Here is a 23130-nt window from a genome sequence, read left to right on the forward strand (position 1 = left end):
CCTACTTGAAATGAGCCTTAAACAATTTATTTCAACTCAAATATATTCTGTTAATGATTAACTACGTCCTCATCGGATCGCAGGTAACTGTGATAAATCACAGAAATTAATAAACTTAAACTCAATCGTCTAATTTACTAAGTTCTATAATTTCTCAGCTTATACACTCCGAAGAATGTATGGTGGAGACTAGGAGAGTCGAACTCCTGACCTCCTGCGTGCAAAGCAGGCGCTCTACCAACTAAGCTAAGTCCCCAGCTTATCATTTATAGATTCGATGTATCTTAAGTCATGGTGGGTCTGACAAGACTTGAACTTGTGACCCCACGCTTATCAAGCGTGTGCTCTAACCAACTGAGCTACAGACCCTCAGATACATCTTCATGAAGAACAACTTGTTGTGGATTCTTACCGATCGTCAATCTTTCGTTAAGGAGGTGATCCAGCCGCAGGTTCCCCTACGGCTACCTTGTTACGACTTCACCCCAGTCATCGGCCACACCGTGGTAAGCGTCCTCCTTGCGGTTAGACTACCTACTTCTGGTGCAACAAACTCCCATGGTGTGACGGGCGGTGTGTACAAGGCCCGGGAACGTATTCACCGCGGCATTCTGATCCGCGATTACTAGCGATTCCGACTTCATGGAGTCGAGTTGCAGACTCCAATCCGGACTACGATCGGCTTTTTGAGATTAGCATCCTATCGCTAGGTAGCAACCCTTTGTACCGACCATTGTAGCACGTGTGTAGCCCTGGTCGTAAGGGCCATGATGACTTGACGTCGTCCCCGCCTTCCTCCAGTTTGTCACTGGCAGTATCCTTAAAGTTCCCGGCTTAACCCGCTGGCAAATAAGGAAAAGGGTTGCGCTCGTTGCGGGACTTAACCCAACATCTCACGACACGAGCTGACGACAGCCATGCAGCACCTGTATCAGAGTTCCCGAAGGCACCAATCCATCTCTGGAAAGTTCTCTGTATGTCAAGACCAGGTAAGGTTCTTCGCGTTGCATCGAATTAAACCACATGCTCCACCGCTTGTGCGGGCCCCCGTCAATTCATTTGAGTTTTAGTCTTGCGACCGTACTCCCCAGGCGGTCTACTTATCGCGTTAGCTGCGCCACTAAAGTCTCAAAGACCCCAACGGCTAGTAGACATCGTTTACGGCATGGACTACCAGGGTATCTAATCCTGTTTGCTCCCCATGCTTTCGTACCTCAGTGTCAGTATTAGGCCAGATGGCTGCCTTCGCCATCGGTATTCCTCCAGATCTCTACGCATTTCACCGCTACACCTGGAATTCTACCATCCTCTCCCATACTCTAGTCTCCCAGTATCGAATGCAATTCCTAAGTTAAGCTCAGGGATTTCACATCCGACTTAAAAGACCACCTACGCACGCTTTACGCCCAGTAAATCCGATTAACGCTCGCACCCTCTGTATTACCGCGGCTGCTGGCACAGAGTTAGCCGGTGCTTATTCTGCGAGTAACGTCCACTATCCAAGAGTATTAATCTCGGTAGCCTCCTCCTCGCTTAAAGTGCTTTACAACCAAAAGGCCTTCTTCACACACGCGGCATGGCTGGATCAGGGTTCCCCCCATTGTCCAATATTCCCCACTGCTGCCTCCCGTAGGAGTCTGGGCCGTGTCTCAGTCCCAGTGTGGCGGATCATCCTCTCAGACCCGCTACAGATCGTCGCCTTGGTAGGCCTTTACCCCACCAACTAGCTAATCCGACTTAGGCTCATCTATTAGCGCAAGGCCCGAAGGTCCCCTGCTTTCTCCCGTAGGACGTATGCGGTATTAGCATTCCTTTCGAAATGTTGTCCCCCACTAATAGGCAGATTCCTAAGCATTACTCACCCGTCCGCCGCTAAGTAAAGTAGCAAGCTACTCTTCCCCGCTCGACTTGCATGTGTTAAGCCTGCCGCCAGCGTTCAATCTGAGCCATGATCAAACTCTTCAGTTTAATATTGCTTAGTGCCTTAAAGGGCACCAATCTTGGCTCATCAATTTTCTGACAAATATTTCTCAAATAAACTTCGAGTAATTTCTACCATCAATCAATGAAAATAATTTCGATCAATCAATCAGTAAAAATCCACACAAGTTGTTCTTCATAATCTCTTAATGATCTTCTTGCTCTTCGTCAGAGACAAGTTCAACACAATACAATCTTAACAACTTAACCTGTTCAGCTAAGTTCGTTTGCTGTATCGCGTCGGGATGCTGCGTATTCTATACAGTTTTATTTAACGCGCAACCCCTATTTTAAATAAAATATAGCGAGTGTTTATTTTTCAAACAAAATAAGTGAATTTGAATGTTTTCTGTTGGTTTAATAAACGAATTTCATAAAAAAGCATTCAACATTCAGTTTTTTATTTTAGAACTCAAGTTGTTCTAATCTCAATTCATTAAAGATCATCAGATAAAAAACAGTTCTTGCAATGCCATTTAACAGTTACATCACTATTGGATAATATTTTTAGACTCATTTTCTAAAGATCTTGCTGGATCGTAATGATTTTAAAATATGCGTTAGAGGTTAGAGTCTAAAATTATTGTTTAGGAAATGACGATTTTATTCCACATCACATTAAAGAGTTGAAAGCCGATTAAATTGATCGGCTGAATACAATAACAACATCTATTCCTAAGAAAGAAAAAATTCCCAAATAACGTAACCGATACCAAATCCCAAAAATGAATAAAGCGTAATAATGAAAAAAACAAAACTGGCTTTGTTTTTCTTTTTTAAAAAATTCATCTGCAACCAAACCTTTAAAAAGAAATTGTAATGCAATGATATTAACCTTTTTGGTTTAGCTTTGTTCAACGATATTACAATTAGTCTTATTCAGTTTTATTGATGACATAGCCTATCTAAAGCCAGATAAATCACTTCATTTGTTTTGCTTCCGAAATATTGAAGTAAATCTTTTTAAATAGCTTATTTAAGTGAGCGATCACTACTTTTATATTTTATCCAGTTTGTAACTTCCCAAGTAATTTTCAATATAGTTGAGCGTGAAATATGTTAGAGACGGAATGTGAAATATTTGAGCGAGATGGTGTAGTCGTCATTCGTGGATTATTTAAAGAGTGGATTCCATTATTAGAGTCTGGGGTTCAAGAAAATTTTGAGCGTCCAGGACAGTGGTTTCGTGACTATACCCCTGGTGAAACTCAAGGTCGCTTTTGGGCGGACTATTGCAATTGGCAACGTATCGAAGCTTTCAACCAATTTGTAAAAGAAAGTCCCGCAGCTGAAATTGTTAAATCAATTATGGGATCAAATTCGGTACGTATGTTTCATGAACATGTTTTAGTTAAAGGTATTGGCTCTGCCAAAGTGACGCCTTGGCATCATGATGCACCTTATTATCCAGTCGATGCGAAACAAACTTTGAGCCTATGGATTCCTCTAGATCCAGTTTCACGTGATTCTACAATTGAGTTTATCGCAGGTTCGCATCAATGGGGCAAACACTTCAAGCCACTAAGTTTCAATGGCGAATATTACGATCATAAAGGTGCCAACGAAGAGATCTTACCTGACATTGATCAGCATCGTGAAGACTACAACATTTTAGGCTGGGCACTTGAACCTGGTGATGCGATCGCTTTCAACTACCTGACCATTCACGGTGCACCCGGTAATCTATCAACTGAACATGCACGTAGAGCTGTGTCTTTCCGCTGGTTAGGTGATGATGCCATTTATGTCAATCGAGGAGGTAAAACATCACCTCAATATCCACATTTGATCAATCTATTAGCTACAGGAGATGCTCTACCTGAAGATGAGTTTCCATTTGTGGCTTAATTCGGATGCTTTAAACATGCAAATTGATGATTGAATTGAACGCTAATTCTAGTTTTGCCAATGTTCACCCATTTGAACATTGGTTTTTTTGTATATAGCTGACTCAATTCATCATTAAAAAAGCCCTGATGACTCAGAGCTTATAATATTTTATTTATGCTTAATCTTTAAAATGAATGACAGTTCGAATGGATTTACCTTCATGCATTAAATCAAAGGCTTCATTAATTTTCTCCAAGCCCATTGTGTGGGTCACAAAAGGTTCTAATTGAATATCACCTTTCATGGCATCTTCAACCATTTTGGGTAACTGAGTACGCCCTTTTACACCACCAAATGCAGTTCCTTTCCACGTTCGCCCTGTCACCAGCTGAAATGGTCGTGTTGAAATTTCTTGTCCTGCTCCAGCAACACCAATAATAATGGATTGTCCCCATCCTCGATGCGCACTTTCCAATGCAGAGCGCATGACATTCACATTGCCTATACATTCAAATGAATGATCAACACCCCAACCTGTCATTTCCACAATGACTTCCTGTACAGGTTTTGGATGATCTTTTGGATTCACAAAATCAGTGGCACCAAATTCTGCTGCCAATTTGAATTTTTCTGGATTGGTATCAACCACAATAATTCGACCTGCTTTGGCTTGTCTAGCTCCTTGTACAACAGCCAAACCAATCCCACCTAAACCAAATACTGCTACAGAATCACCCTTTTGAACTTTAGCAGTGTTATGTACTGCGCCAATGCCTGTGGTCACACCACAGCCCAATAAGCATACATGCTCTGGATTCGCCTCAGGATTGACCTTAGCAAGTGAAACTTCTGCAACGACAGTATATTCAGAGAACGTTGAACAGCCCATATAGTGGTAAATCGGTTGGCCATTATAAGAAAAACGCGTCGTACCATCTGGCATGACACCCTTACCTTGAGTTGCGCGGACAGATACGCAGAGGTTAGTTTTTCCTGATTGACAAAATAAGCATTCTCCACATTCAGCAGTATAAAGTGGAATCACATGGTCACCTGGCTGAACACTTGTTACACCCTCACCGACTTCAACCACGATACCTGCACCTTCATGCCCCAATACCGCAGGAAAAATACCTTCAGGATCTGCGCCCGATAGTGTAAAGGCATCGGTATGACAAACACCTGTGTGGGTGATTTTGACTAATACTTCACCAGCTTTCGGCGCTTCTACATCTAATTCAATAATTTGTAATGGTTCGCCTGGTGCAAATGCGACTGCTGCACGTGATTTCATCTTTTTTCCTTTAACAATACTGTTGCCCGAATATTCTGATCAAACCTACACAATATAGGTTCAAGCAATGAAATTTCGGCAACAAGATTTCAATTTCTTTATGTGATCTTTTATATGAACTCAGCCATGTTTAAGCAATTCGGTTTTTTTGATGCATATGTTTTGCTTATATGATTTTCACTATTCAGCAGAGCTACTTATATTGAATTCATCGAAACAGATTTTAATTTTTGAAATGAATAACGTTCAAAAATAAATGACAACAATGAATTTGACCCAAAGCTTTGGCAGAAGGATAGAGAACATGAAATTAGATCATTTAAATGTAGATACGGTTGTCGTTGGTGCAGGACAAGCCGGCGTAGCCATGAGTGAACACTTAACAACGCTGGGTATTTCGCATGTTGTATTAGAAAAAAATAGAATTGCAGAAGCATGGCGTACACGACGTTGGGATTCATTGGTTGCAAATGGTCCGTGCTGGCACGATTGCTTCCCTGGCTTAGAATTTGATGCTGATCCAGATAGTTTTGTACATCACGATAAAGTTGCAGATTATTTCGAAAAATATGCTGAAAAATTTAAACTTCCGATTCATACAGGCGTATCAGTCAACAAAGCCTACAAATCTGATAAACGTCTAGGTTTTACAGTTGAAACTTCAGAAGGCACGATTTATACCCAACGTATTGTGTCTGCTACAGGCGCATTTCAAAAAGCTGTCATTCCACCTGTTGCACCCAAAGATCCTTCTTTTTATCAAATCCATTCAGACCAATATAAAAATCCACAACAACTCCCTGAAGGAGCAGTTTTAGTCATTGGTGCAGGCTCTTCAGGTGTTCAAATTGCCGATGAAATCAATCGTTCGGGTAAAAAAGTCTATTTATCCGTTGGGCAACATGAGCGTCCGCCACGTACTTATCGTAACCGTGACAATGTATGGTGGTTGGGTGTTTTAGGTGGCTGGGATTTCATGCGTACAGACAATGGACCGCTAAAAGGTCTTGCAGTGAGTGGTGCACATGGTGGAATTAATATTGATTTTCGTGCATTAGAAAAACAAGGCATTATGCTCGTCGGCATGACCGACTCTTTCGACAACAACACCATTCGTTTTAAAGATGATTTAAAGAAAAATCTTGAAGGTGGCGATGCTGCACTGATGGCTTTCTATGATGAAGCTGATGCTTATGTCGCTAAAAATGGTTTAGACCTTCCTGCCGAACCACAAGCAAGACAACAACTACCGAATCCTGAATGTGTGACTCATCCAATTTTAGAATTGGATATGGCTGAAGCCAATATCACATCTGTTATTTGGGCATCAGGTTTTAGCTATGACTTTAACTGGCTTCAAGTCAATGCCTTTGATGACCTCAATAAACCAAAACACAAACAAGGGATTTCACCTGAACGTGGGGTTTATTTCTTAGGTTTACCTTACCTCACTGGTCGTGGTTCTAGTTTTATTTGGGGTGTTTGGCATGATGCAAAACATATTGCTGAACATATTGATATTCAACGTAAATACCATGAATACCAAACGAACAAGAACCTACTCAAACAATCCGCTTAAAACTTAAATCCTACTGAAGATAAGCCAAGTTTATTTGGCTTATCTGTTTTTTATGTGCTGTACACCATTTCCGTTTTATAGACATCTTTCAATGAGGCAGATATGAAAACCATTTTAAAATCCCCTATTAATGATCAATGTGCATGGATTGGACAAGAGATTGCACATAAAACAGATTGGATTTACCAACTTTCACCACATATGTTAAATGTATTGGACAAAGCTTTAGGCAAACTCGAACAACACAACTTAATGGCTCCAAATTTTGCAAAGTCAGATGCATTGATTGAAGATGCAGAGTTTTTAAAACAAATCGATCTAATCTGTAATGAGTTAGAAAATGGTTATGGATTCATCGTCATTCGTGGTTTAGATGCTGAAAAATACAATGAACATCAACTTGCTAATATTTACTATTTAATCGGTTTGCATATGGGGAACTCAGTCACCCAAAATGCGCGTGGTGATTTAATTGGTTATGTCGAAAACATTGGCGATAAAAATCAAAAAATGACCCGTGTATATGAAACCAATAGTTATCTACCCTATCACGCTGATTTAAGTGACGTGGTTGGCCTACTGTCCATTCGCAAAGCAAAAGAAGGTGGGCTCAGTAGTATCGTCAGTTCGTCCACAGTGTATAACCGCATTTTGGCAGAATATCCTGAATACTTAGGCTATTTCTATCATCCTGCTTGGTATGATCATTTGGGTGAAACTGAGCCGTCGCTATCACCGATCTTTAGTTATTTTGATGGCAAATTGGCGTGCCGCTATTTACGCTACTACATCGAACTTGGGCATGACCGTCGCAGTGTTCCACTGTCTCAAGTACAAATCGATGCCTTAAATATTTTTGATCAAATCAGCCAAGACTCGAGTTTAAGATTAGACATGATGTTAGAACCTGGTGATATTCAGTTCTGTAATAATTATTGTGTTATGCATTCCCGTTCTTCATTTGAAGATTATGATGACGTCGACAAACGTCGTAAATTATTGCGTTTGTGGTTAAAGATGCCGAATGCACGCAAACTGGCAAAAGACTTCCCTGGTCGAAATGGTATTCCGAAAGGTTTAGGTGAAGTAGCCTAATCTATAAAATTAAAAAGAGGCGATTATCGCCTCTTTTTTGTATCCAAACTATTTATGAAATCTGATTCAATTTTTTCCAATCCATGAAAGCGTTATACATATTGCTTCTTTGTTCTTTATCTACGCTTTTGTATGCATAAAATCTTTCATCATCCTTTCTTATTTGACTACTTTCAATTCTTTTCGCTAAAGCATCAATACTCAGTTTACCGTGTTGGTTGTAATTGTTTATCGCCTCTTCATCCAAACAAACAGACTTTTCCCAAGTCACAAAACTGCTATGAATATATATGCTGAGATACATGGTATTTTCATCTTGATATAACTCCCAAAAATAAGGTTCAATTTCGATGAGTTTCATATACTTTTAATCGTTTAGGATAAATATTGAATAAAAATTTTAACATCCAAGCGTTTCCAAACAAACCCACCTAAACCCTCACCCAAAAGAACAAAAAACACCGCATAAATTGCTTTATGCAGTGTCTATAAATCAAACCAATCTTATAAATTAGAATTTATAATACAGTTGCAGATTCACCTGTTCATGGGTTTCTGAATCCCTCCCAACGCCATATGAGCTTGAAGGACCTCCAATTAAGAAGTCATTTTTACCCATAATATATTCAGCGACAAAAGTAATATCTTTATAGTAAGTTGCGACACCTAAAATATTACGACTTGAAGTGTCATAACCGTCTTCAGATTTATCGTAAGCGCTATACATCGCATATGGACGAATAGAATCGAGTTTGCCTACATTTTTAAATGAATAACCGATATCTGCAGTGTAGAACATGCCTTCATTTGCAACCATATAGTTGTCATCAAATGAACCCATTAACGACAAATTTGGATTTGAAGAATCTTGGTTATCAACTTTATTTTTGCCCACTGTCAATGCAGCATCAAAGTTTTGATAACTGATATTTCCAAACAATGCCCATGCTTGGCGATCACCTGTTAAGCCATTGCTCTTATTGTCAATATCAGAATACCAATATGATCCACCCACAGCCCCCTTCACACCCTCTGGCAATGAAGTTAACTGTTGCTCAACACGTGCAATGAACATATTGGTTTCATCTAAATGTGTCAGCGATGGATCTTCCGGCTTAACATAGTTCGAAGTATAGCGACTTGCATCATCTGAGTATGGGCCACTGTATTTACCGCCATCTCCTGTAAAGTATGCGAGCTCTAATTTGGTATTGGTATCAAATTTACCCTGATATTTCACACCGAGGTTATGTACATCTTCCAAGCCAATTTGGGTGATTACACCACCATAGTAGTTGCTTTCCCAAAAACGTCCTGGACCAAATGGAACGGCTTGTAAACCGGCTTGTACAAGATGATTTTGATTAATGTTATAACCTGCGTAAGCATCGACAAGTGTGGAAAAATCACAAAGCTTATCAAATTGATAACAACGATATTCAATATGACCAAAAAACTGAGGTGAGGTGTAATCAATATTAATTCTGGCCGCATCAAAGGTTAATTTATGGTCATTTTCAGTCCAGCTTTTATCTTGGTATTTCGCTCGTAAAAAGCCTGAGATAGCCAACTCTCCCAAATCGGATTGAGGATCACCTATTTTCAAATCTGCTGCATGCAAAGGGGTCATGAGCCCACCGAAAATCACGAAAGTCATTGCGAGGTTAAGGTTGTTTTTAAGCATTGAAGTATCTCTAAGTTAATGGTCAGAACTACGGATTCACTTTTGATTTATTGCGGCATATATTTTTGAACTTCTTCATCACGTGGTGCTTGAAGGTTGTATTGCGTGATGAGTTTGTCGTATTCACCCGATGCTTTCATTGCCGCTAAACCTGCTTTCACTTTTTCAAGCATTTCTGGATTTCCTTTAGGCACTGCAATGCCGCCTAACACAGGGAAAAAAGGTTCTGTTGAGCTAATTAAAATGCGTCCTTTCAGCTTTTCGACCGTACTTTTTGCAACACTTGCATCGTCATAATGTGCATCTACAGCTTTTGCGAGTAAGGCTTGAACGGACTCAGGAGATGTATCAAATTCACGGACGGTAATTGCATCTTTGCCTTTTGCTACACAGCTATTCTGGGACATTTGACGTAATTGTTCAGGGAACATTGAGCCTTTTTGAGCTGAAATAGTTTTTCCACATAAGTCATCACGTGTTTTAGGTTGATAACTCGAATCTGACAGCGCAATCAACGCTTCAGTGGTCATGTAATAAGGCACCATATCGACCTTATTCAAACGCTCTTTGGTGATGTACAACGCAGACATCACCAAATCAAACTTATTGGCTTCTAGACCCGTAATTAAGTTTGAAAAACGGCTATCGACAAATTCAGCCTTTTCACCTGTATGTGCAAAAATCCCGTTGGCAATATCAATATCAAATCCAACAGGTTTGCCATTTTCAATCGACTCAAATGGAGGAAAGGTCATATCACTTCCGATTTGATATACCTTTGACTCAACCTTTGCAGCAGAGTCTTTTTCAGCCTCAGGTTGATCACTACAAGCACTCAATCCACACATTAAACACAAAGCAGCAACCAGTGGTTTCACCTTTGAAATGACACGCATTTTCGAAACTCCCATGACACATATTTAATTGGCTTAAAAATGTTATACGTGAGTTTTTTTCCAAAAGTAATTTTGAATTTCCTAGTCAATTCGCTAGAAAAAACGATGCAACAAAGGAAACAATTACGCTTAGACTTTTCATATATTTCAACGAGATAAATAACATGAAAAGCGAATCACAATTACGCATCGATTTGGCAGCTTCGCTACGTTTAAGTGCAAAATTAGGCATGCATGAAGCCGTTGCGAATCACTTCAGTGCGGCAATTTCGGAAGATGGGAAATCATTTTTATTGAACCCTAAATGGGTGCATTTTTCTAAGATTAAAGCCAGCGACTTGGTTCTCGTTCATGCAGATGATCCAAGTAGTTTTGACAAAGGAAAAATAGATTCAACGGCATGGGCTATACATGGACAAATTCATCAATTGCGTCCAGACATTAAAGTGATCATGCATTTACACCCAATCTATACAACAACATTATCTTGTTTAAAAAATCCGACACTATTACCAATTGAACAAAATAGCGCACGTTACTTTAATCGTGTTTCTTATGATTCAAATTATAGTGGCATGGCAGATCATATTGCTGAAGGACAACGTTTAGCTTCTCTTTTAAAAAGCAACTCACGATTGCTCATGGGAAATCATGGCGTACTGATTGGTTCGCATGACATTGGTGTCGCTTTTGATGATATGTATACCTTTGAACGCGCAAGCCAAATTCTAATTAATGCATATTCTACAGGCCAAGCTTTAAATATTTTGGCTGATGATGTTGCTGAAAAAACGGCACAGGATTGGGAAAAAATTGAAGATTTTAGTATTGCTCATTTTGAAGAAATGAAGACTTTATTAATACAAGAAGATCCAAGTTTCATGGATTAGTTTTTTATTGCAATTTAATTGTAGTAATAAAAAAAGAGCTTGATAAAAAGCTCTTTTTTTATGGTGGGACTTATACTTAAGCCATTTCCAAGCCTGCTTGTTGAACAAAAAATGAAGCACCTTTTGGCTTTTGTGGCATCTGCAATCGGTTTGCGGTCATACGAACTTGACCACTTTCGACACCATAAACTAACTGTCCCTGATGCACACTTGGCAATGGATTATCTGAAAGTGCAACCGCATCTTCTGCAGCATACACAGTGATAAATAAATAGCGTGGCAGTTCGGTATGATTCGCCCCAGATGCATGTAATAACCGTGTATGCATAAAGCACACTGAACCTGCTGGTCCGATGCATGACACAAAGTCTTGGCATGCTTTGGCTTCTACCTCATCTTCCACTTTTCCAGTAAACCGACCATTTTGCCAATGGTTGTATAACTCCCCTTTATGACTCCCTGGAATTACTTGCAATGGGCCATTGTCTTGAGTCACTTCACCGACCATCAATAATGCAGTGATCATGTCATCATTGGTATGTGGCGTGAATGGAAAATCTTGATGCCACTTCACAGTCGTAGCGGTATGTGGCAATTTTGCATTGACTTTACTGTGATGGAAACGCGTACCACTGCCCCCAATAAGTTCCCCTGCCATTTCAGCCATATTTGAATGAATCGCAGTTTCAAAATAAGCATCTGAAATTTCAGTAGGAGAACTTACACGACGTAAAGCAGGATGGTCTGAACTATGATCTGTCGGATCGACATCAAAACGTGAACGACCATCGATGGTTTCACCATAAGCTTCTTGAAAATCACGGCTTTCATCCACCCAAGTTTCAAGTTGAGTACGTAAACCCAATAATTCTTCTTGATTGAGTACGTTTTCAACAACCAAATAACCGTCACGATGGAATTGATCTATTTGTATTTGATTTAACATGTGATTTACCTTATTTCCCAAAAATTATTGACCCATCACGGCTTTGATATCTTCATCTGTTGGTGCTTTTAAACCATATGCATGAAGGATTTTTTCAAACTCACCAGAGGCTTTGATTTTATTGATACCATCTTCAACCATTTTATACGTAGCAGTATCTCCTTTACGGATGCCAATCCCACCTACAGTTGGGAAAAACTCTTCAGTAGATGTGATTTTGACTTTGCCTGTTAGATTCTTTTCAGCGGCTTTTAAAACGGCTGCATCATCGTATTGAATCTCTACAGCATGTGCTAATAACGCTTGAGTCGTTTGAGGAGATGTTTCAAATTCACGAATCGTAATCGCCTCTTTGCCTTCTGCTACACAGCGCTCTTTAGAAATTTTATGTACCTGTTCTGAGAATGCCGTCCCTTTCATCGCACCTACAGTACGTCCACATAGGTCATTTGCACCTTTGGGCGCAAGCTTTGAATCATTTAAAACCAATAATGAAATATCCGTTTTGTAATACGGAATCATGTCAATTTGCTCAAGACGTTCTTTGGTGATGTACATGGAAGAAAAAAGAATATCGAATTTTTCACCTTTCAAACCTGGTATTAAATTCGCCCAACGCGTATCAATCCACTCTGCTTTATATGTACCATCGACCTCAGCAATTTTTTCCATAATTTCCACGCTAACACCACTTGGTACACCATCTTTTAAATATTCATAAGGGGGAAACGTCAAATCAGAACCGACCGTCACAGATTTCTTCTCTACTGCACCAGCCTGTGCAGTATCTTTTTCAGTTTGTTTAGCACACCCCGTAAGGAGTAATGCACCAACTACAGCCCCTAGCAATAATGATTTCTTTTGCATTTCATACCCCTATCACATTATTTATTTATCCTGTAAATAAAATATAAAACAAAATATTCAACAATCCGATTCTGATTTTTAAATGCATGGATTTATAAAAATAAAATTTAGTACCGTTAAAATAAAAAAATACAGCCAATAATGGCTGTATCTTTATCAATAGCGTTTAGAGGAATATATTAATCATTTGAAATAAAACGTTGGAAACGCTCATTCTCGGTATTCTCTAATACCTCAGGTGTATCATTTAATACTACATGCCCACCTTCCATAAATACCACTCGATCTGAAACTTGAAATGCAAAGCGCATTTCATGCGTTACAATAATCATGGTTAGCCCTTCACTTGCCAACTCTTCAATGACTTTTAGCACTTCATTCACCAATTCTGGATCAAGCGCAGAAGTTGGCTCATCAAACAGAATGATCGAAGGTTGCATCGCCAAGGCACGTGCAATGGCAACACGTTGCTGTTGACCACCAGAAAGTTGGTGTGGGTATTTATTGGCATGTTGCTTCATTCCTACTTTTTCAAGCATCGCCAAAGCCGTGATTTTACTGTCAAGCACAGTATCCATATTGTGATAAAGCGGGGCTAACATGACATTTTCTAAAATCGTTTTATGTGGGAACAGGTTAAAGCTTTGAAACACCATGCCTACATTGACGATCTGTTTTTTATATTCGATCGAATTTTCTGTCAGTTCTTGATCTTTTAGAAATGGTTGCCCCAATAAATTGACCGTGCCTTGATTCAATGATTCCAATCCATTCAAAGTACGAATTAATGTCGTCTTACCTGAACCCGATGGCCCGATGACTGAAATCACTTCGCCCCATTTTACTTTTAAATCAATGCCTTTAAGGACTTCTTGATTACCATAAGACTTATGAATATTGGTCGCTTCTAAAGCAAACTCGCTATTGTGTTGATTGCTAATAGCTTTACGCGCTCGAACGGATGCAGCAGGCAACTGATTTAAAGGATCATTTTCAGCCAATAAACCTGGTTTACGACGCGTAATATCGATTTTTCGTTCAAACCAGCCCATTAACCAGCCAAATAATGTCACGATCAATACATAGTAAAATGCAACAGCAAGCATGGTTTCCATAACCAAGAAGTTTTGGGTATATAAACGTTGACCAACCAATAAAATTTCAGTAAGTGAAATGACAGAAACCAATGAGGTCAATTTCACAATCGAAACGTATTCATTTCCAAGCGCAGGTAATGCAACACGAAAAGCTTGTGGAATCACAATTAATCGTTGAATGCCTGAATACTTAATGCCGAGCGCCTTACCCGCTTCAATTTGCCCCTTGTGAATAGACGTTAAACCACCGCGATGAATTTCAGCGATATAGGCAGCTTCACTCAAAGTCATTGCAATCAAACCCGCAATAAATGGCGAAGCTAAAACCACACTCGATGCAGGAAAAATTTGCGGTAAATTATAGGTAAAAACCAAAAGAACCAATAAAGGTAAGCTTCTAAAGAACCAGATATAAACATCACTTGACCAAGCCAGTGCTTTAAATTTTGATTGTTTTGCAAGTGCGAGTAAAAAGCCGAGAACAATACCTATCACCCAGACCAAAACACTGAGTTCAATCACCGTCCACGTTGCTTCCCAAAAACTTTTGTGTGAAAACAAACTGAGTGTATATGCCCAATTAAAATCCATTCAAAACCTCACTTGCATGATTATTTTCTATTAACTTTGTTATATCGGAATTTCGATAAATAAGTAATTTTGAAAAAATGATGCATCGCTAAGGTTTTTATTAAGCAATAAAAAAGACCAACATTTATATTGGTCTTATTAAAATAAATTCATGGGCGATATAATTATAAATAACGGAAATATTTATAATATCTTTTATAGCGACATTAATCATTACAATCAAGCTTTATATTTAACTAAAATTTAAAATTTATTCATTTCATCCTAGTTCACTAAACTCATTAATAGTTTATCTAAAAAAATATCACAGCGATGTATTTGCTCAATCGAAACATATTCATTGGGTTTATGCGCAACTGCAATATCTCCCGGACCACAGACCACCACAGGACATTTCAAAGCTTGTTGTAACAAGCCCCCTTCTGTACCAAATGAAATATTTCCAACGGGTGTCGTATCTGGAAGTAATTTTTGAATAAATTGAACCGCTTCAATCGTCGCTGATGTTTTTAGACCTGGATATTGATTCACTTCCGCTACATCAATTTTAACTTTGAAATCATTTTCGATATGTTCAATGATTTTTTCTTGAATCAGCTGGCTATTGTCTTGCGCCAAATGACGAATTTCATAATCCACCACACATGAGTTCGGCACAATATTTAATGCTGTCCCCCCTGCAATTTTACCTACATGCACCGTGGTATAGGGAATATCATAGCCAGAGTCTTGATGACCTTGTTCTCTTAGATAATTCTGTACATTTTGAATCGATTCAACCAATTTCGATGCCACATGGATCGCATTAACATAACGTGGCGCTAAAGCGGAGTGCCCTTCTTCTCCACAGCATTGCGCTTTAAATACTGTTTTCCCTTTATGTGCCAAAGCCAACTGCATCATGGTCGGTTCACCAATCACACACATGATCGGTGGAATCATGGTAGCTGAGAGCTGATCCAAAATCCCTCTTACCCCAATACATCCAATTTCTTCATCATAAGAAATACATAGGTGCAATGGTCGCTTTAACTCAAGCTCAGATGCTTTCAACATGGTCATGATGGAACATGCTAAAAAACCTTTCATATCTGCCGTACCACGACCGTAGATATTGCCCTCCTTTTCTGTTGCAACAAATGCAGGCGTATCCCATTGTTGTCCATCAATAGGCACGACATCTGAATGTCCTGATAACAAAATACCTGCTTGATCGATTGGACCTATGCTGGCAAGCAAATTTGCTTTGCTTTTTTCAGTATTAAAATTGAGTTCAACACGAATATTCTGTTGTTCAAATAAAGCTTGGATATAAAAAATTAAATCTAGATTACTTTTATAAGAAGTGGTATCAAATGCAATTAATTTTGATAAAAGCGAAAGACTGCTTAAATCATTCATATTAAACCTCTTCCAAGACAAGTTTCATACGCACATGTGGATCAAAAAAGTGAGCATCGCCCATTCCTGGAATATATTGATCTGATAAGAATGCTTTACAACGACTAATAAAGGCTTGAGACACTGTATTTAAGTTCGCATTTTTCGCAGTTGCCAATCCGATTTTCATTGGGCGATGTTCACCTGCGATACGTAAACGAACCAAGCGTTTCCCATCTAATGAATAATTATTCTTTGGACGAACGTTAAGAATCGTATAGCCTAAATTATTCGCCACCATCGACCGTACGACATCTACATGACGTGAAGAATGCTCGACCTTCGGGCTTAATTTTTGTTGACGAAATAGAGAAATAAAATAGTCATTACTATATGGCATATCGAGCAAGACCATTGGATGCTCTGCCAACTCTTCTAAAGTAACGGCGACATTCTTAGACAATGGATGCGCTTCACTGACCAATACATGCGGTGGTAGAACTGCTAAAGATTCAAAGTTAACTAAGTCATAATCAATATTTAAATCATAAGTGAGTACCACATCAAGTTCATTTCGAACCAAACGGCTGAGTAGCACTTGCTGATCATCTTCACATAATTCTAAATTGACACTTTTATAAAGGTTGGTAAATCCATGAATAATTTCAGCATAAATCATTGGCGAAAATGCACTAAAGCAACCGAGTTTAAGCGGGCCACGAATTGACCCTGAAAAATCAGCGGCTAAAGAATATAAACTACCTGCTTGGCTGAGAATAAATTTGCATTCCTGCATAATTTTCTCGCCAATAGCAGTAACAGATAATCCTTTAGCATGCTGACGAATAAATAATTGGACTTGAAGTTCAGACTCGATATGCGCAATTGCCGCTGAGATAGAAGGCGAAGACACATGAATCTTCTCTGAGGCAATGATGATACTGCCACACTCCGCAGTTGCGACAAAATACTGCATTTGACGTAATGAAATTCGATTCAGCACAAGCTCATCCTTGTAAAGACCGCATCAGAATTATTCGTTTCCCGGCACCCCATAACTCGTTGAGTCGGTTGGGTTAAGTGCACGAACAATATAATCTTCAACTTGCGGTTCATAAACTTTCCACAGTTGATATAAGTCTTCTATCGGTGTATCCGACCAATCAACACGTAAATTAATCACAGGCCATTCGAGTTTATCGACAACTAATAGACCTGCTGAATGAACTGGACCAGCTTCCCCCCCTTGGGCTAAGCCTGCTTTTAAAGCGACCATTAAGCGTTCAGCTAAACTTCCTGCTGATTCAGCAAAAGCATTAACCATCGCTTTTGGAACATCCTCATTTTCAAGAAGATTTCCCGCACCAACTGCATGCTCCCCTATGCACTGCGAATGCACACCTAAGGTATATTTGCCACTAAATGCAGCAGGTTGCTCGTCTGAATTGATCACACTCAGCTGACGGTACTCAATAAAGTCCGTATTTTTAACCAATTCAGCGATAGAATCTTCTGGTGCCAGATCATACTTGGTCATATCTAGCAAAATGTTTGCCAAGTATGGATCTGTAATGTTCTGCGATGTCGCAACACCTACCCCTGCTTTGGCCTGAATGCACCGTGCTGCAACAGCTGGAGACGAGGAGCAAACCGCTCCTCCAAATTGCCCTGTTTTATTGCATCTAGCGATAATTGAAAATGTCATGGTTCATATTCTCCCGACTCATTCATCTGGAATGACAGCAGTTGCATCAATTTCGACCAACCACTCAGGACGCGCTAATGCAGAAACGACAATACCTGTAGAAACAGGGAATACACCTTTCAACCATTTCCCCACCTCACGGTAAACATCTTCACGATAACGTGGATCAATAATATAAATTGTGATTTTACAAATATCTTCGAGCTCACCACCTGCCTCTTCTAAAAGCATTTTAATGTTGTACATGGCTTGCTCTGTTTGCGCTGTTACATCACCCACACCCACATTTTCAGAGGTATCTAGATTCTGTCCAATTTGACCTCGTAGAAAAACCGTACGACCCCGTGCAACGACTGCTTGGCACAAATCATTATCTAAATTTTGTTCTGGGTAAGTGACTTTTGTATTGAAAGTTCTAATACGAGTATGCTTCATTTGAGATGTTCCTTTTTTTGGTACATTCTCAGTATGAATTAATCCAAACTGAAGGCAATTTCCCTTTTCCGTGGCAATGCTTTCGTTTTTACTTACTGCAGTAAATATATGAAATATAGTTAAAATTGTAAAATTCAAGGAAGTTTTTTTATAAAATTATTTTTAAATTTTAACTAAAAAAACAAGGATGATCCGACGCTCTAGATTTATTTCAGTGTTATATAAAATGTACTGATCTATAAAAGCAAAAAGGTTACCTATTTTGTATAAGTAACCTTGTTAAATATAAGTCTAGAATCTTATTTGGAAGCTAAATTAGAAACTAAAACCGATATTTAAATTCACACGGTACATCCACTTATCACTGTTGATTGAGTCAGCAGAGGTAAAGCCTGTACCATTCGTTGCTCCACCAATAATGTTGGCATTTTTACCCCATGTGTAATCTGCCCACACCATAAATGGTGATGCAATAAACATCGCACCTGTGGTATTCATTTGCGATGCAGCCCAATCACTACGCTCTTTATCTAAGTAACTATAATCATTATAAAAACGTATCGCTTTTAATTTACCCATATCTTTAACAGGTAAGGTATAAGCAAGATTAACACTGCTAATCGTTCCTTCAGAGGCAATAAAATAAGAAGGTGTCAGTCCATTTGCCCCCATTAGAGTCATGTCATCATTAACCCCTGCTGGATTTTTAGCATCATATTCGTACTTGATCACCGAAGTTTGAAGATTCCAACGTTCATAATTACTATTGGTATGAATCCCGATTGCATGGTAATCGCCATCATCATCTGTGGTTTTATTATGAAGTTGAGAGACTGAACCAGACAGACCGATTTCATGTTTACCTAATGCTTTTGTTTCTAACTTGTGTACAACACGAGCATTAAATTGGTTGTGCTTTTCATTTTGATACGCGGCTTGGAATGGTAAATGATTCTCTGAGAAATCATCATAAGTTCCCGATTCAGGTGAATAACGCAGATCTGCATCGAGCATGCGTGGGTAATAACCCAATTTAATATCCCAATCTGAGTTGTTAAAATTCCAATTCACACCTGGGGCAATGTTATTGCCATAGCCCAAGAAAAATGGGATGTGGTAAGTCCATCCATTTTGTGGATAAGGATAAATGGCGAATGGTTTATATACCAAGCCTGCTTCAATACTTTGATGTTCATTAATATTATAGCCGACATAGGCTTTTTCAATTGAGGTCATCTCTTGATCTTGAATAATTGGACTGGCATTCAAATAAAAATCACCATATTTCCCTTTTAGATCTAAACGAAAAATATCAAAATCTAATTTTCCAAAACCTCGGTTGTCACTTTGAGGCCACTGTTCATAACGGTGATTAAAACGGATTACCCCACCCACTTTAAATGAGTTGGCACCATCTTCGCTTTTCCATTCAAGCGGATCATCCTTTGCCATAAGATTTGAAGAGAGACTTGTGGCGAACAACATCACTGCTGTGGCTAAGATTGTCTTTTTCATTTTAAGCCTTCCCTAACTTGATTTAATAAAGTTTTATATATAAAACATTGTTTCCATCATATTTTGCTTAAAAAAAATTAAATCAGCAGTGATCTTCCTCTTGAGATTTATCAATCTCAGCCTTTCAATTCACTACGGTTTTAACCCTTTTTAAGCCCCCATTTGTTACTTCAATTAATACAATTTTTTCTGTGGTGGACCTGCAAATTTAAGTGGACCAATTGAATTCATATCGAGTTCAATCACTGCTGGGCCATTTAAATCAATGGCTTCTTTGATTGCTTTTTTGAACTCGTCTGCACTGCCTACTTTCCAGCTTTTTACACCCATTGATTCACCTAAAGCTTGATAATCGGGTGTATGTAGTTCATTGAAATATTGGCGTCCACCGAAGTAATTATTTTGAATACCACGCATTACGCCATATCCACCATCGTTCATGACCATCAACACCATGTCGGTATTTTCTTGTGCCATGGTGGCAATTTCACCAATACCTAACATCAGTCCACCATCACCGACTAAACCGACCACTTTTTTCATTGGATTGGCAATCGATGCACCGATGGCATGAGCAAGACCTAAACCAATCGCACCTGCAAGGGAGTGAATATTTTTATTCGGTGTTTGAACTGGAAATAAACGACTACCCCATGTACTACCCGACATCGTAATATCACGAACAAAAATGCCGTCTTCAGGCAATGCTGTACGTAAGTGATCGCAAATCAGTGCATATTGATCCATTTGCGTACGTAGAGCTTCTATCGCATTTTCACGAGCAGCTTTAATTTCGGCATCGTAATCTGCATTAACTTTGCTGTTTCCATTTAATGCAGCAACAACGCGCGCCAACACATTTTTAGCTTCTGCACAGATAAATTGATTCACTTTATAGTTACGTTGTTGTGCAACAGGATTTGCATCAACTTGAATAATATTGTTAGGAAAAACCACTGAATAGGTTTTGGTTTCATTACTACGTAAGCGTGAACCCACCACAACCAATAAATCTGCATCTTTTAACAGTTGCTCTACAGCAGCAGAGTTATGAAATGCCCCTAATGTTCGTGGATGGCTATCTGCCAATACACCACGTGCATGAGTTGAAGACACCACAGGAATACCCAAATCTGCAATGGCCTTGACTTCATCAACCGCATTTAACGTACCACCACCTATCCAAAAAACGGGACGTTTCGCAGCTTTAATCGCATCTGCAATTAAACTTACTTCCACATCTTCCGCTACAGGAAGTTGAAGCGCTTTTACAGGCCCTAAGTTTGCAGGTAAATCGATTTCTGCTGCTTGCACATCAATTGGAATTTCAACACTTACAGGCCCCATAGGCACTGTTGTTGCCACTCGGATCGCTTCTCGAATCACACCCACTGCATTTTCAGGGCTTGTGATACGAAATGCCGCTTTGCTTGATGCTTTTAAAAAAGTAAGCTGATCTTTCGTTTCATGAATAAAGCTGGCATCACGGTCTAAATATTCACGTTCAACTTGTCCAGTTAAATGCAATACAGGACTTCCTGCATTCATGGCTTCAATCAGTGAACCCACAGCATTCCCTGCACCAGCACCTGTACTGGTCAATGCAACACCTAGACCTGTGAATCGAGAGTCTGAATCTGCCATCGTGACACAACCTGCTTCACCACGTGCTGCAACAAAACGGATTTTTTCACGGCGACCTACTGCATCTGCAATCGGCAAGTTATGAATAGAAATTACGCCATACATACTTTTAACTTGGTGTGCTTCTAAAACACGTGCGATTGCTTCGCCTACATTTACTTTTTCAGTCATTTCATCATTCCTTAATTTTTTTAATTTCAAATCAATTGTTCAATGGTGGTTTTAGTCAGACCAAGGGTTGGCTTGCTCGTTTAAACCGAGATAAATACTTTTTTGTTGCATATAAGACAGAATGCCTAATCGACCTTTCTCACGACCAATACCACTGTCTTTAAATCCACCAAATGGTGCACTGATTGAGAACTTTTTATAGGTGTTAATCCAAACCGTTCCGACTTCTAAAGTGCGGGCTATTTTCCATGCTTTACGATAATTTTCTGTCCAAATCCCTGCTGCTAGACCAAAGCAACTGTCATTGGCTTGTTCAATCAAATCCTGTTCATTGTCATAAGACATCACCACAAGTACAGGACCAAAAATTTCTTCTTGGCAAGTTTGTGCACTGTTTTTCAACCCTGTGATAATGGTGGGTTTATAGAAGCTACCTTTGGCAAATTCACCCTCTGTTATTGCCTCACCACCTGTAACAACCGTTCCGCCTTCCGCTTTAGCAAGCTCTACATAACGATGAACCGATTCCAAATGTTTTGCATTAATGAGAGAGCCCATGTGTACATTTGATGTTTCAGGATGACCTACTCTTAAACCTCCAGTAATTTCTACAAGGCGCTTTAAGAAAACGTCATAAATTGAGGCATGAATAAATAAACGTGAACCTGCAATACATGCTTGCCCTGCTGAACTGAAAATACCGTAAGCAATACCTTTGGCAGCAATTTCAATATCAGCATCTGGGAATACAATCGTAGGCGACTTTCCACCCAATTCTAAGGAAGTCGTAATTAACTTTTCAGCTGCAATATGTGCTAAATGACGACCTGTGGTTGTACCCCCAGTAAATGAGATTTTGCGTACTAATGGATGTTGTGCAATCGCATCACCAATCACTGAACCACGTCCCACAAGCACACTCAAAATACCTTTTGGCAGGCCTGCTTCTTCAAAAATTTTCGCAAGCTCTAAAGCAATCAGTGATGTTGCTTCAGCAGGTTTTAAAATCACCGCATTCCCTGCTGCAATCGCAGGGGCAAGTTTTTGCACTTCGCTGGCAATCGGTGAGTTCCATGGCGTAATCGCAGCAATGACACCAACAGGTTCATATACACTCATGGTCATAAAATCAGATGCACGTTGTGTAGTCAGTTCTTCATTAAACGTTTCACATGCAGCCGCATTAAAACGTGCCGTTGCAGCTGCACTCATCACCAATGCACGTGTCTCAGATAAAGGCTTACCATTATCACGTGTTTGTAATTTTGATAATTCATCTGCACGTGCTTCAATAATATCTGCTACACGATATAAAATTTTTGCACGTTCATGCGGTAGTGAATTGCGCCATTCAGGCTTACGCCAAGCTTGATCTGCTTTCACAATTGCTTCTTCCACATCGTCTAAAGTCGCTGTTGAAATTTCTGCATTGACTGAGTTATCTGCAGGAAATAGGCTCTGAATCACATTGCCTCGACCAAGTCGCCATTCACCTGCAATATATATTTCTTTTACCATGGCCATCACCTAT

At 39.4% G+C, this 23130-nt stretch carries 19 protein-coding genes, 2 tRNA genes and 1 rRNA gene; 4 read left to right on the plus strand and 18 right to left on the minus strand.

Features of this window, described 5'->3' with window-relative positions; genetic code table 11:
• Positions 1-180 precede the first annotated feature (180 nt).
• From AC5YDM_RS12920 to AC5YDM_RS12935, 4 genes are all read right to left on the minus strand, one after another.
• Positions 181-256, minus strand: a tRNA-Ala gene (locus AC5YDM_RS12920).
• A gap of 36 nt (positions 257-292) precedes the next feature.
• Positions 293-369 (minus strand) — tRNA-Ile (locus AC5YDM_RS12925).
• 61 nt (positions 370-430) lie between these two features.
• A 16S ribosomal RNA gene (locus AC5YDM_RS12930) occupies positions 431-1968 on the minus strand.
• 687 nt (positions 1969-2655) lie between these two features.
• The gene (locus AC5YDM_RS12935) at positions 2656-2769 is read right to left on the minus strand and encodes a hypothetical protein (protein ID WP_496152495.1); all 114 of its coding nucleotides are present in this window, start codon (positions 2767-2769) and stop codon (positions 2656-2658) included.
• Between the two features lie 267 nt (positions 2770-3036).
• Between AC5YDM_RS12935 and AC5YDM_RS12940 the strand changes: the two genes are divergently transcribed.
• Positions 3037-3828 carry a phytanoyl-CoA dioxygenase family protein gene (locus AC5YDM_RS12940; RefSeq protein WP_496152496.1) on the plus strand — a complete coding sequence of 264 codons (792 nt, stop codon included), beginning with the start codon at positions 3037-3039 and terminating at the stop codon, positions 3826-3828.
• A gap of 160 nt (positions 3829-3988) precedes the next feature.
• On the opposite strand, the gene AC5YDM_RS12945 is transcribed toward AC5YDM_RS12940, so the two are convergent.
• Complete coding sequence (locus AC5YDM_RS12945) at positions 3989-5104, minus strand: S-(hydroxymethyl)glutathione dehydrogenase/class III alcohol dehydrogenase (RefSeq protein ID WP_496152497.1); 1116 nt, start codon at positions 5102-5104, stop codon at positions 3989-3991.
• Positions 5105-5408: 304 nt separating this feature from the next.
• Between AC5YDM_RS12945 and AC5YDM_RS12950 the strand changes: the two genes are divergently transcribed.
• Together AC5YDM_RS12950 and AC5YDM_RS12955 are read left to right on the plus strand one after the other, a co-directional pair.
• Positions 5409-6683, plus strand: a complete 1275-nt coding sequence (locus AC5YDM_RS12950) for a flavin-containing monooxygenase (RefSeq protein WP_496152498.1) — start codon at positions 5409-5411, stop codon at positions 6681-6683.
• Positions 6684-6785: 102 nt separating this feature from the next.
• Positions 6786-7778: a TauD/TfdA family dioxygenase gene (locus AC5YDM_RS12955; RefSeq protein ID WP_496152499.1), complete on the plus strand. Its 993-nt coding sequence runs from the start codon at positions 6786-6788 to the stop codon at positions 7776-7778.
• 52 nt (positions 7779-7830) lie between these two features.
• Here the strand turns inward: AC5YDM_RS12955 and AC5YDM_RS12960 are convergent, their stop codons facing one another.
• The 3 genes from AC5YDM_RS12960 to AC5YDM_RS12970 form a co-directional block, all read right to left on the minus strand.
• A complete protein-coding gene (locus AC5YDM_RS12960; RefSeq protein WP_496152500.1) occupies positions 7831-8139 on the minus strand; it encodes a hypothetical protein in 309 nt (102 codons plus the stop codon).
• A gap of 150 nt (positions 8140-8289) precedes the next feature.
• Positions 8290-9462 (minus strand): hypothetical protein, encoded by a 1173-nt coding sequence (locus AC5YDM_RS12965; protein WP_496152501.1) that lies wholly within the window; start codon positions 9460-9462, stop codon positions 8290-8292.
• Positions 9463-9509: 47 nt separating this feature from the next.
• The gene (locus tag AC5YDM_RS12970; protein WP_496152502.1) at positions 9510-10358 is read right to left on the minus strand and encodes an ABC transporter substrate-binding protein; all 849 of its coding nucleotides are present in this window, start codon (positions 10356-10358) and stop codon (positions 9510-9512) included.
• 164 nt (positions 10359-10522) lie between these two features.
• Between AC5YDM_RS12970 and AC5YDM_RS12975 the strand changes: the two genes are divergently transcribed.
• Entirely contained in the window at positions 10523-11248 is a 726-nt protein-coding gene (locus AC5YDM_RS12975; protein ID WP_496152503.1) for a class II aldolase and adducin N-terminal domain-containing protein, read from the plus strand.
• Positions 11249-11324: 76 nt separating this feature from the next.
• Here the strand turns inward: AC5YDM_RS12975 and AC5YDM_RS12980 are convergent, their stop codons facing one another.
• From AC5YDM_RS12980 to AC5YDM_RS13025, 10 genes are all read right to left on the minus strand, one after another.
• Positions 11325-12194 (minus strand): phytanoyl-CoA dioxygenase family protein, encoded by an 870-nt coding sequence (locus tag AC5YDM_RS12980; protein WP_496152504.1) that lies wholly within the window; start codon positions 12192-12194, stop codon positions 11325-11327.
• Between the two features lie 24 nt (positions 12195-12218).
• Positions 12219-13061 (minus strand): transporter substrate-binding domain-containing protein, encoded by an 843-nt coding sequence (locus AC5YDM_RS12985; RefSeq protein ID WP_496152505.1) that lies wholly within the window; start codon positions 13059-13061, stop codon positions 12219-12221.
• Positions 13062-13240: 179 nt separating this feature from the next.
• A complete protein-coding gene (locus tag AC5YDM_RS12990) occupies positions 13241-14749 on the minus strand; it encodes an amino acid ABC transporter permease/ATP-binding protein (protein ID WP_496152506.1) in 1509 nt (502 codons plus the stop codon).
• 264 nt (positions 14750-15013) lie between these two features.
• Positions 15014-16150 (minus strand): acetylornithine deacetylase, encoded by a 1137-nt coding sequence (gene argE, locus AC5YDM_RS12995; RefSeq protein ID WP_496152507.1) that lies wholly within the window; start codon positions 16148-16150, stop codon positions 15014-15016.
• A gap of 1 nt (position 16151) precedes the next feature.
• Positions 16152-17132: a LysR family transcriptional regulator gene (locus AC5YDM_RS13000; RefSeq protein WP_496152508.1), complete on the minus strand. Its 981-nt coding sequence runs from the start codon at positions 17130-17132 to the stop codon at positions 16152-16154.
• Positions 17133-17162: 30 nt separating this feature from the next.
• Complete coding sequence (locus AC5YDM_RS13005; protein WP_496152509.1) at positions 17163-17834, minus strand: DUF1028 domain-containing protein; 672 nt, start codon at positions 17832-17834, stop codon at positions 17163-17165.
• Between the two features lie 18 nt (positions 17835-17852).
• Positions 17853-18269 carry a RidA family protein gene (locus tag AC5YDM_RS13010; RefSeq protein WP_496152510.1) on the minus strand — a complete coding sequence of 139 codons (417 nt, stop codon included), beginning with the start codon at positions 18267-18269 and terminating at the stop codon, positions 17853-17855.
• Between the two features lie 315 nt (positions 18270-18584).
• Positions 18585-19784, minus strand: coding sequence for a hypothetical protein (locus AC5YDM_RS13015; protein ID WP_496152511.1), 1200 nt, complete (start codon positions 19782-19784; stop codon positions 18585-18587).
• A 174-nt stretch (positions 19785-19958) separates the two neighbouring features.
• The gene (locus tag AC5YDM_RS13020; protein WP_496152512.1) at positions 19959-21599 is read right to left on the minus strand and encodes a thiamine pyrophosphate-binding protein; all 1641 of its coding nucleotides are present in this window, start codon (positions 21597-21599) and stop codon (positions 19959-19961) included.
• 51 nt (positions 21600-21650) lie between these two features.
• Positions 21651-23117, minus strand: coding sequence for an aldehyde dehydrogenase (locus AC5YDM_RS13025; RefSeq protein WP_496152513.1), 1467 nt, complete (start codon positions 23115-23117; stop codon positions 21651-21653).
• Between the last annotated feature and the right edge of the window lie 13 nt (positions 23118-23130).

The sequence above is a fragment of the Acinetobacter sp. CY81 genome (genome assembly GCF_059515925.1).

Bases quoted from the DNA above. Each gene is read 5' to 3' on its own strand.
- AC5YDM_RS13010 (WP_496152510.1), bottom strand. From the start codon at position 18,269: ATGAAGCATACTCGTATTAGAACTTTCAATACAAAAGTCACTTACCCA.
- AC5YDM_RS13025 (WP_496152513.1), bottom strand. From the start codon at position 23,117: ATGGTAAAAGAAATATATATTGCAGGTGAATGGCGACTTGGTCGAGGC.
- AC5YDM_RS12980 (WP_496152504.1), bottom strand. From the start codon at position 12,194: ATGTTAAATCAAATACAAATAGATCAATTCCATCGTGACGGTTATTTG.
- AC5YDM_RS12965 (WP_496152501.1), bottom strand. From the start codon at position 9,462: ATGCTTAAAAACAACCTTAACCTCGCAATGACTTTCGTGATTTTCGGT.
- AC5YDM_RS13005 (WP_496152509.1), bottom strand. From the start codon at position 17,834: ATGACATTTTCAATTATCGCTAGATGCAATAAAACAGGGCAATTTGGA.
- AC5YDM_RS12955 (WP_496152499.1), top strand. From the start codon at position 6,786: ATGAAAACCATTTTAAAATCCCCTATTAATGATCAATGTGCATGGATT.
- AC5YDM_RS13015 (WP_496152511.1), bottom strand. From the start codon at position 19,784: ATGAAAAAGACAATCTTAGCCACAGCAGTGATGTTGTTCGCCACAAGT.
- AC5YDM_RS12960 (WP_496152500.1), bottom strand. From the start codon at position 8,139: ATGAAACTCATCGAAATTGAACCTTATTTTTGGGAGTTATATCAAGAT.
- AC5YDM_RS12970 (WP_496152502.1), bottom strand. From the start codon at position 10,358: ATGCGTGTCATTTCAAAGGTGAAACCACTGGTTGCTGCTTTGTGTTTA.
- AC5YDM_RS12975 (WP_496152503.1), top strand. From the start codon at position 10,523: ATGAAAAGCGAATCACAATTACGCATCGATTTGGCAGCTTCGCTACGT.
- AC5YDM_RS13020 (WP_496152512.1), bottom strand. From the start codon at position 21,599: ATGACTGAAAAAGTAAATGTAGGCGAAGCAATCGCACGTGTTTTAGAA.
- AC5YDM_RS12985 (WP_496152505.1), bottom strand. From the start codon at position 13,061: ATGCAAAAGAAATCATTATTGCTAGGGGCTGTAGTTGGTGCATTACTC.
- AC5YDM_RS12950 (WP_496152498.1), top strand. From the start codon at position 5,409: ATGAAATTAGATCATTTAAATGTAGATACGGTTGTCGTTGGTGCAGGA.
- AC5YDM_RS12940 (WP_496152496.1), top strand. From the start codon at position 3,037: ATGTTAGAGACGGAATGTGAAATATTTGAGCGAGATGGTGTAGTCGTC.
- AC5YDM_RS12990 (WP_496152506.1), bottom strand. From the start codon at position 14,749: ATGGATTTTAATTGGGCATATACACTCAGTTTGTTTTCACACAAAAGT.
- AC5YDM_RS12945 (WP_496152497.1), bottom strand. From the start codon at position 5,104: ATGAAATCACGTGCAGCAGTCGCATTTGCACCAGGCGAACCATTACAA.
- AC5YDM_RS12935 (WP_496152495.1), bottom strand. From the start codon at position 2,769: ATGAATTTTTTAAAAAAGAAAAACAAAGCCAGTTTTGTTTTTTTCATT.
- argE (WP_496152507.1), bottom strand. From the start codon at position 16,150: ATGAATGATTTAAGCAGTCTTTCGCTTTTATCAAAATTAATTGCATTT.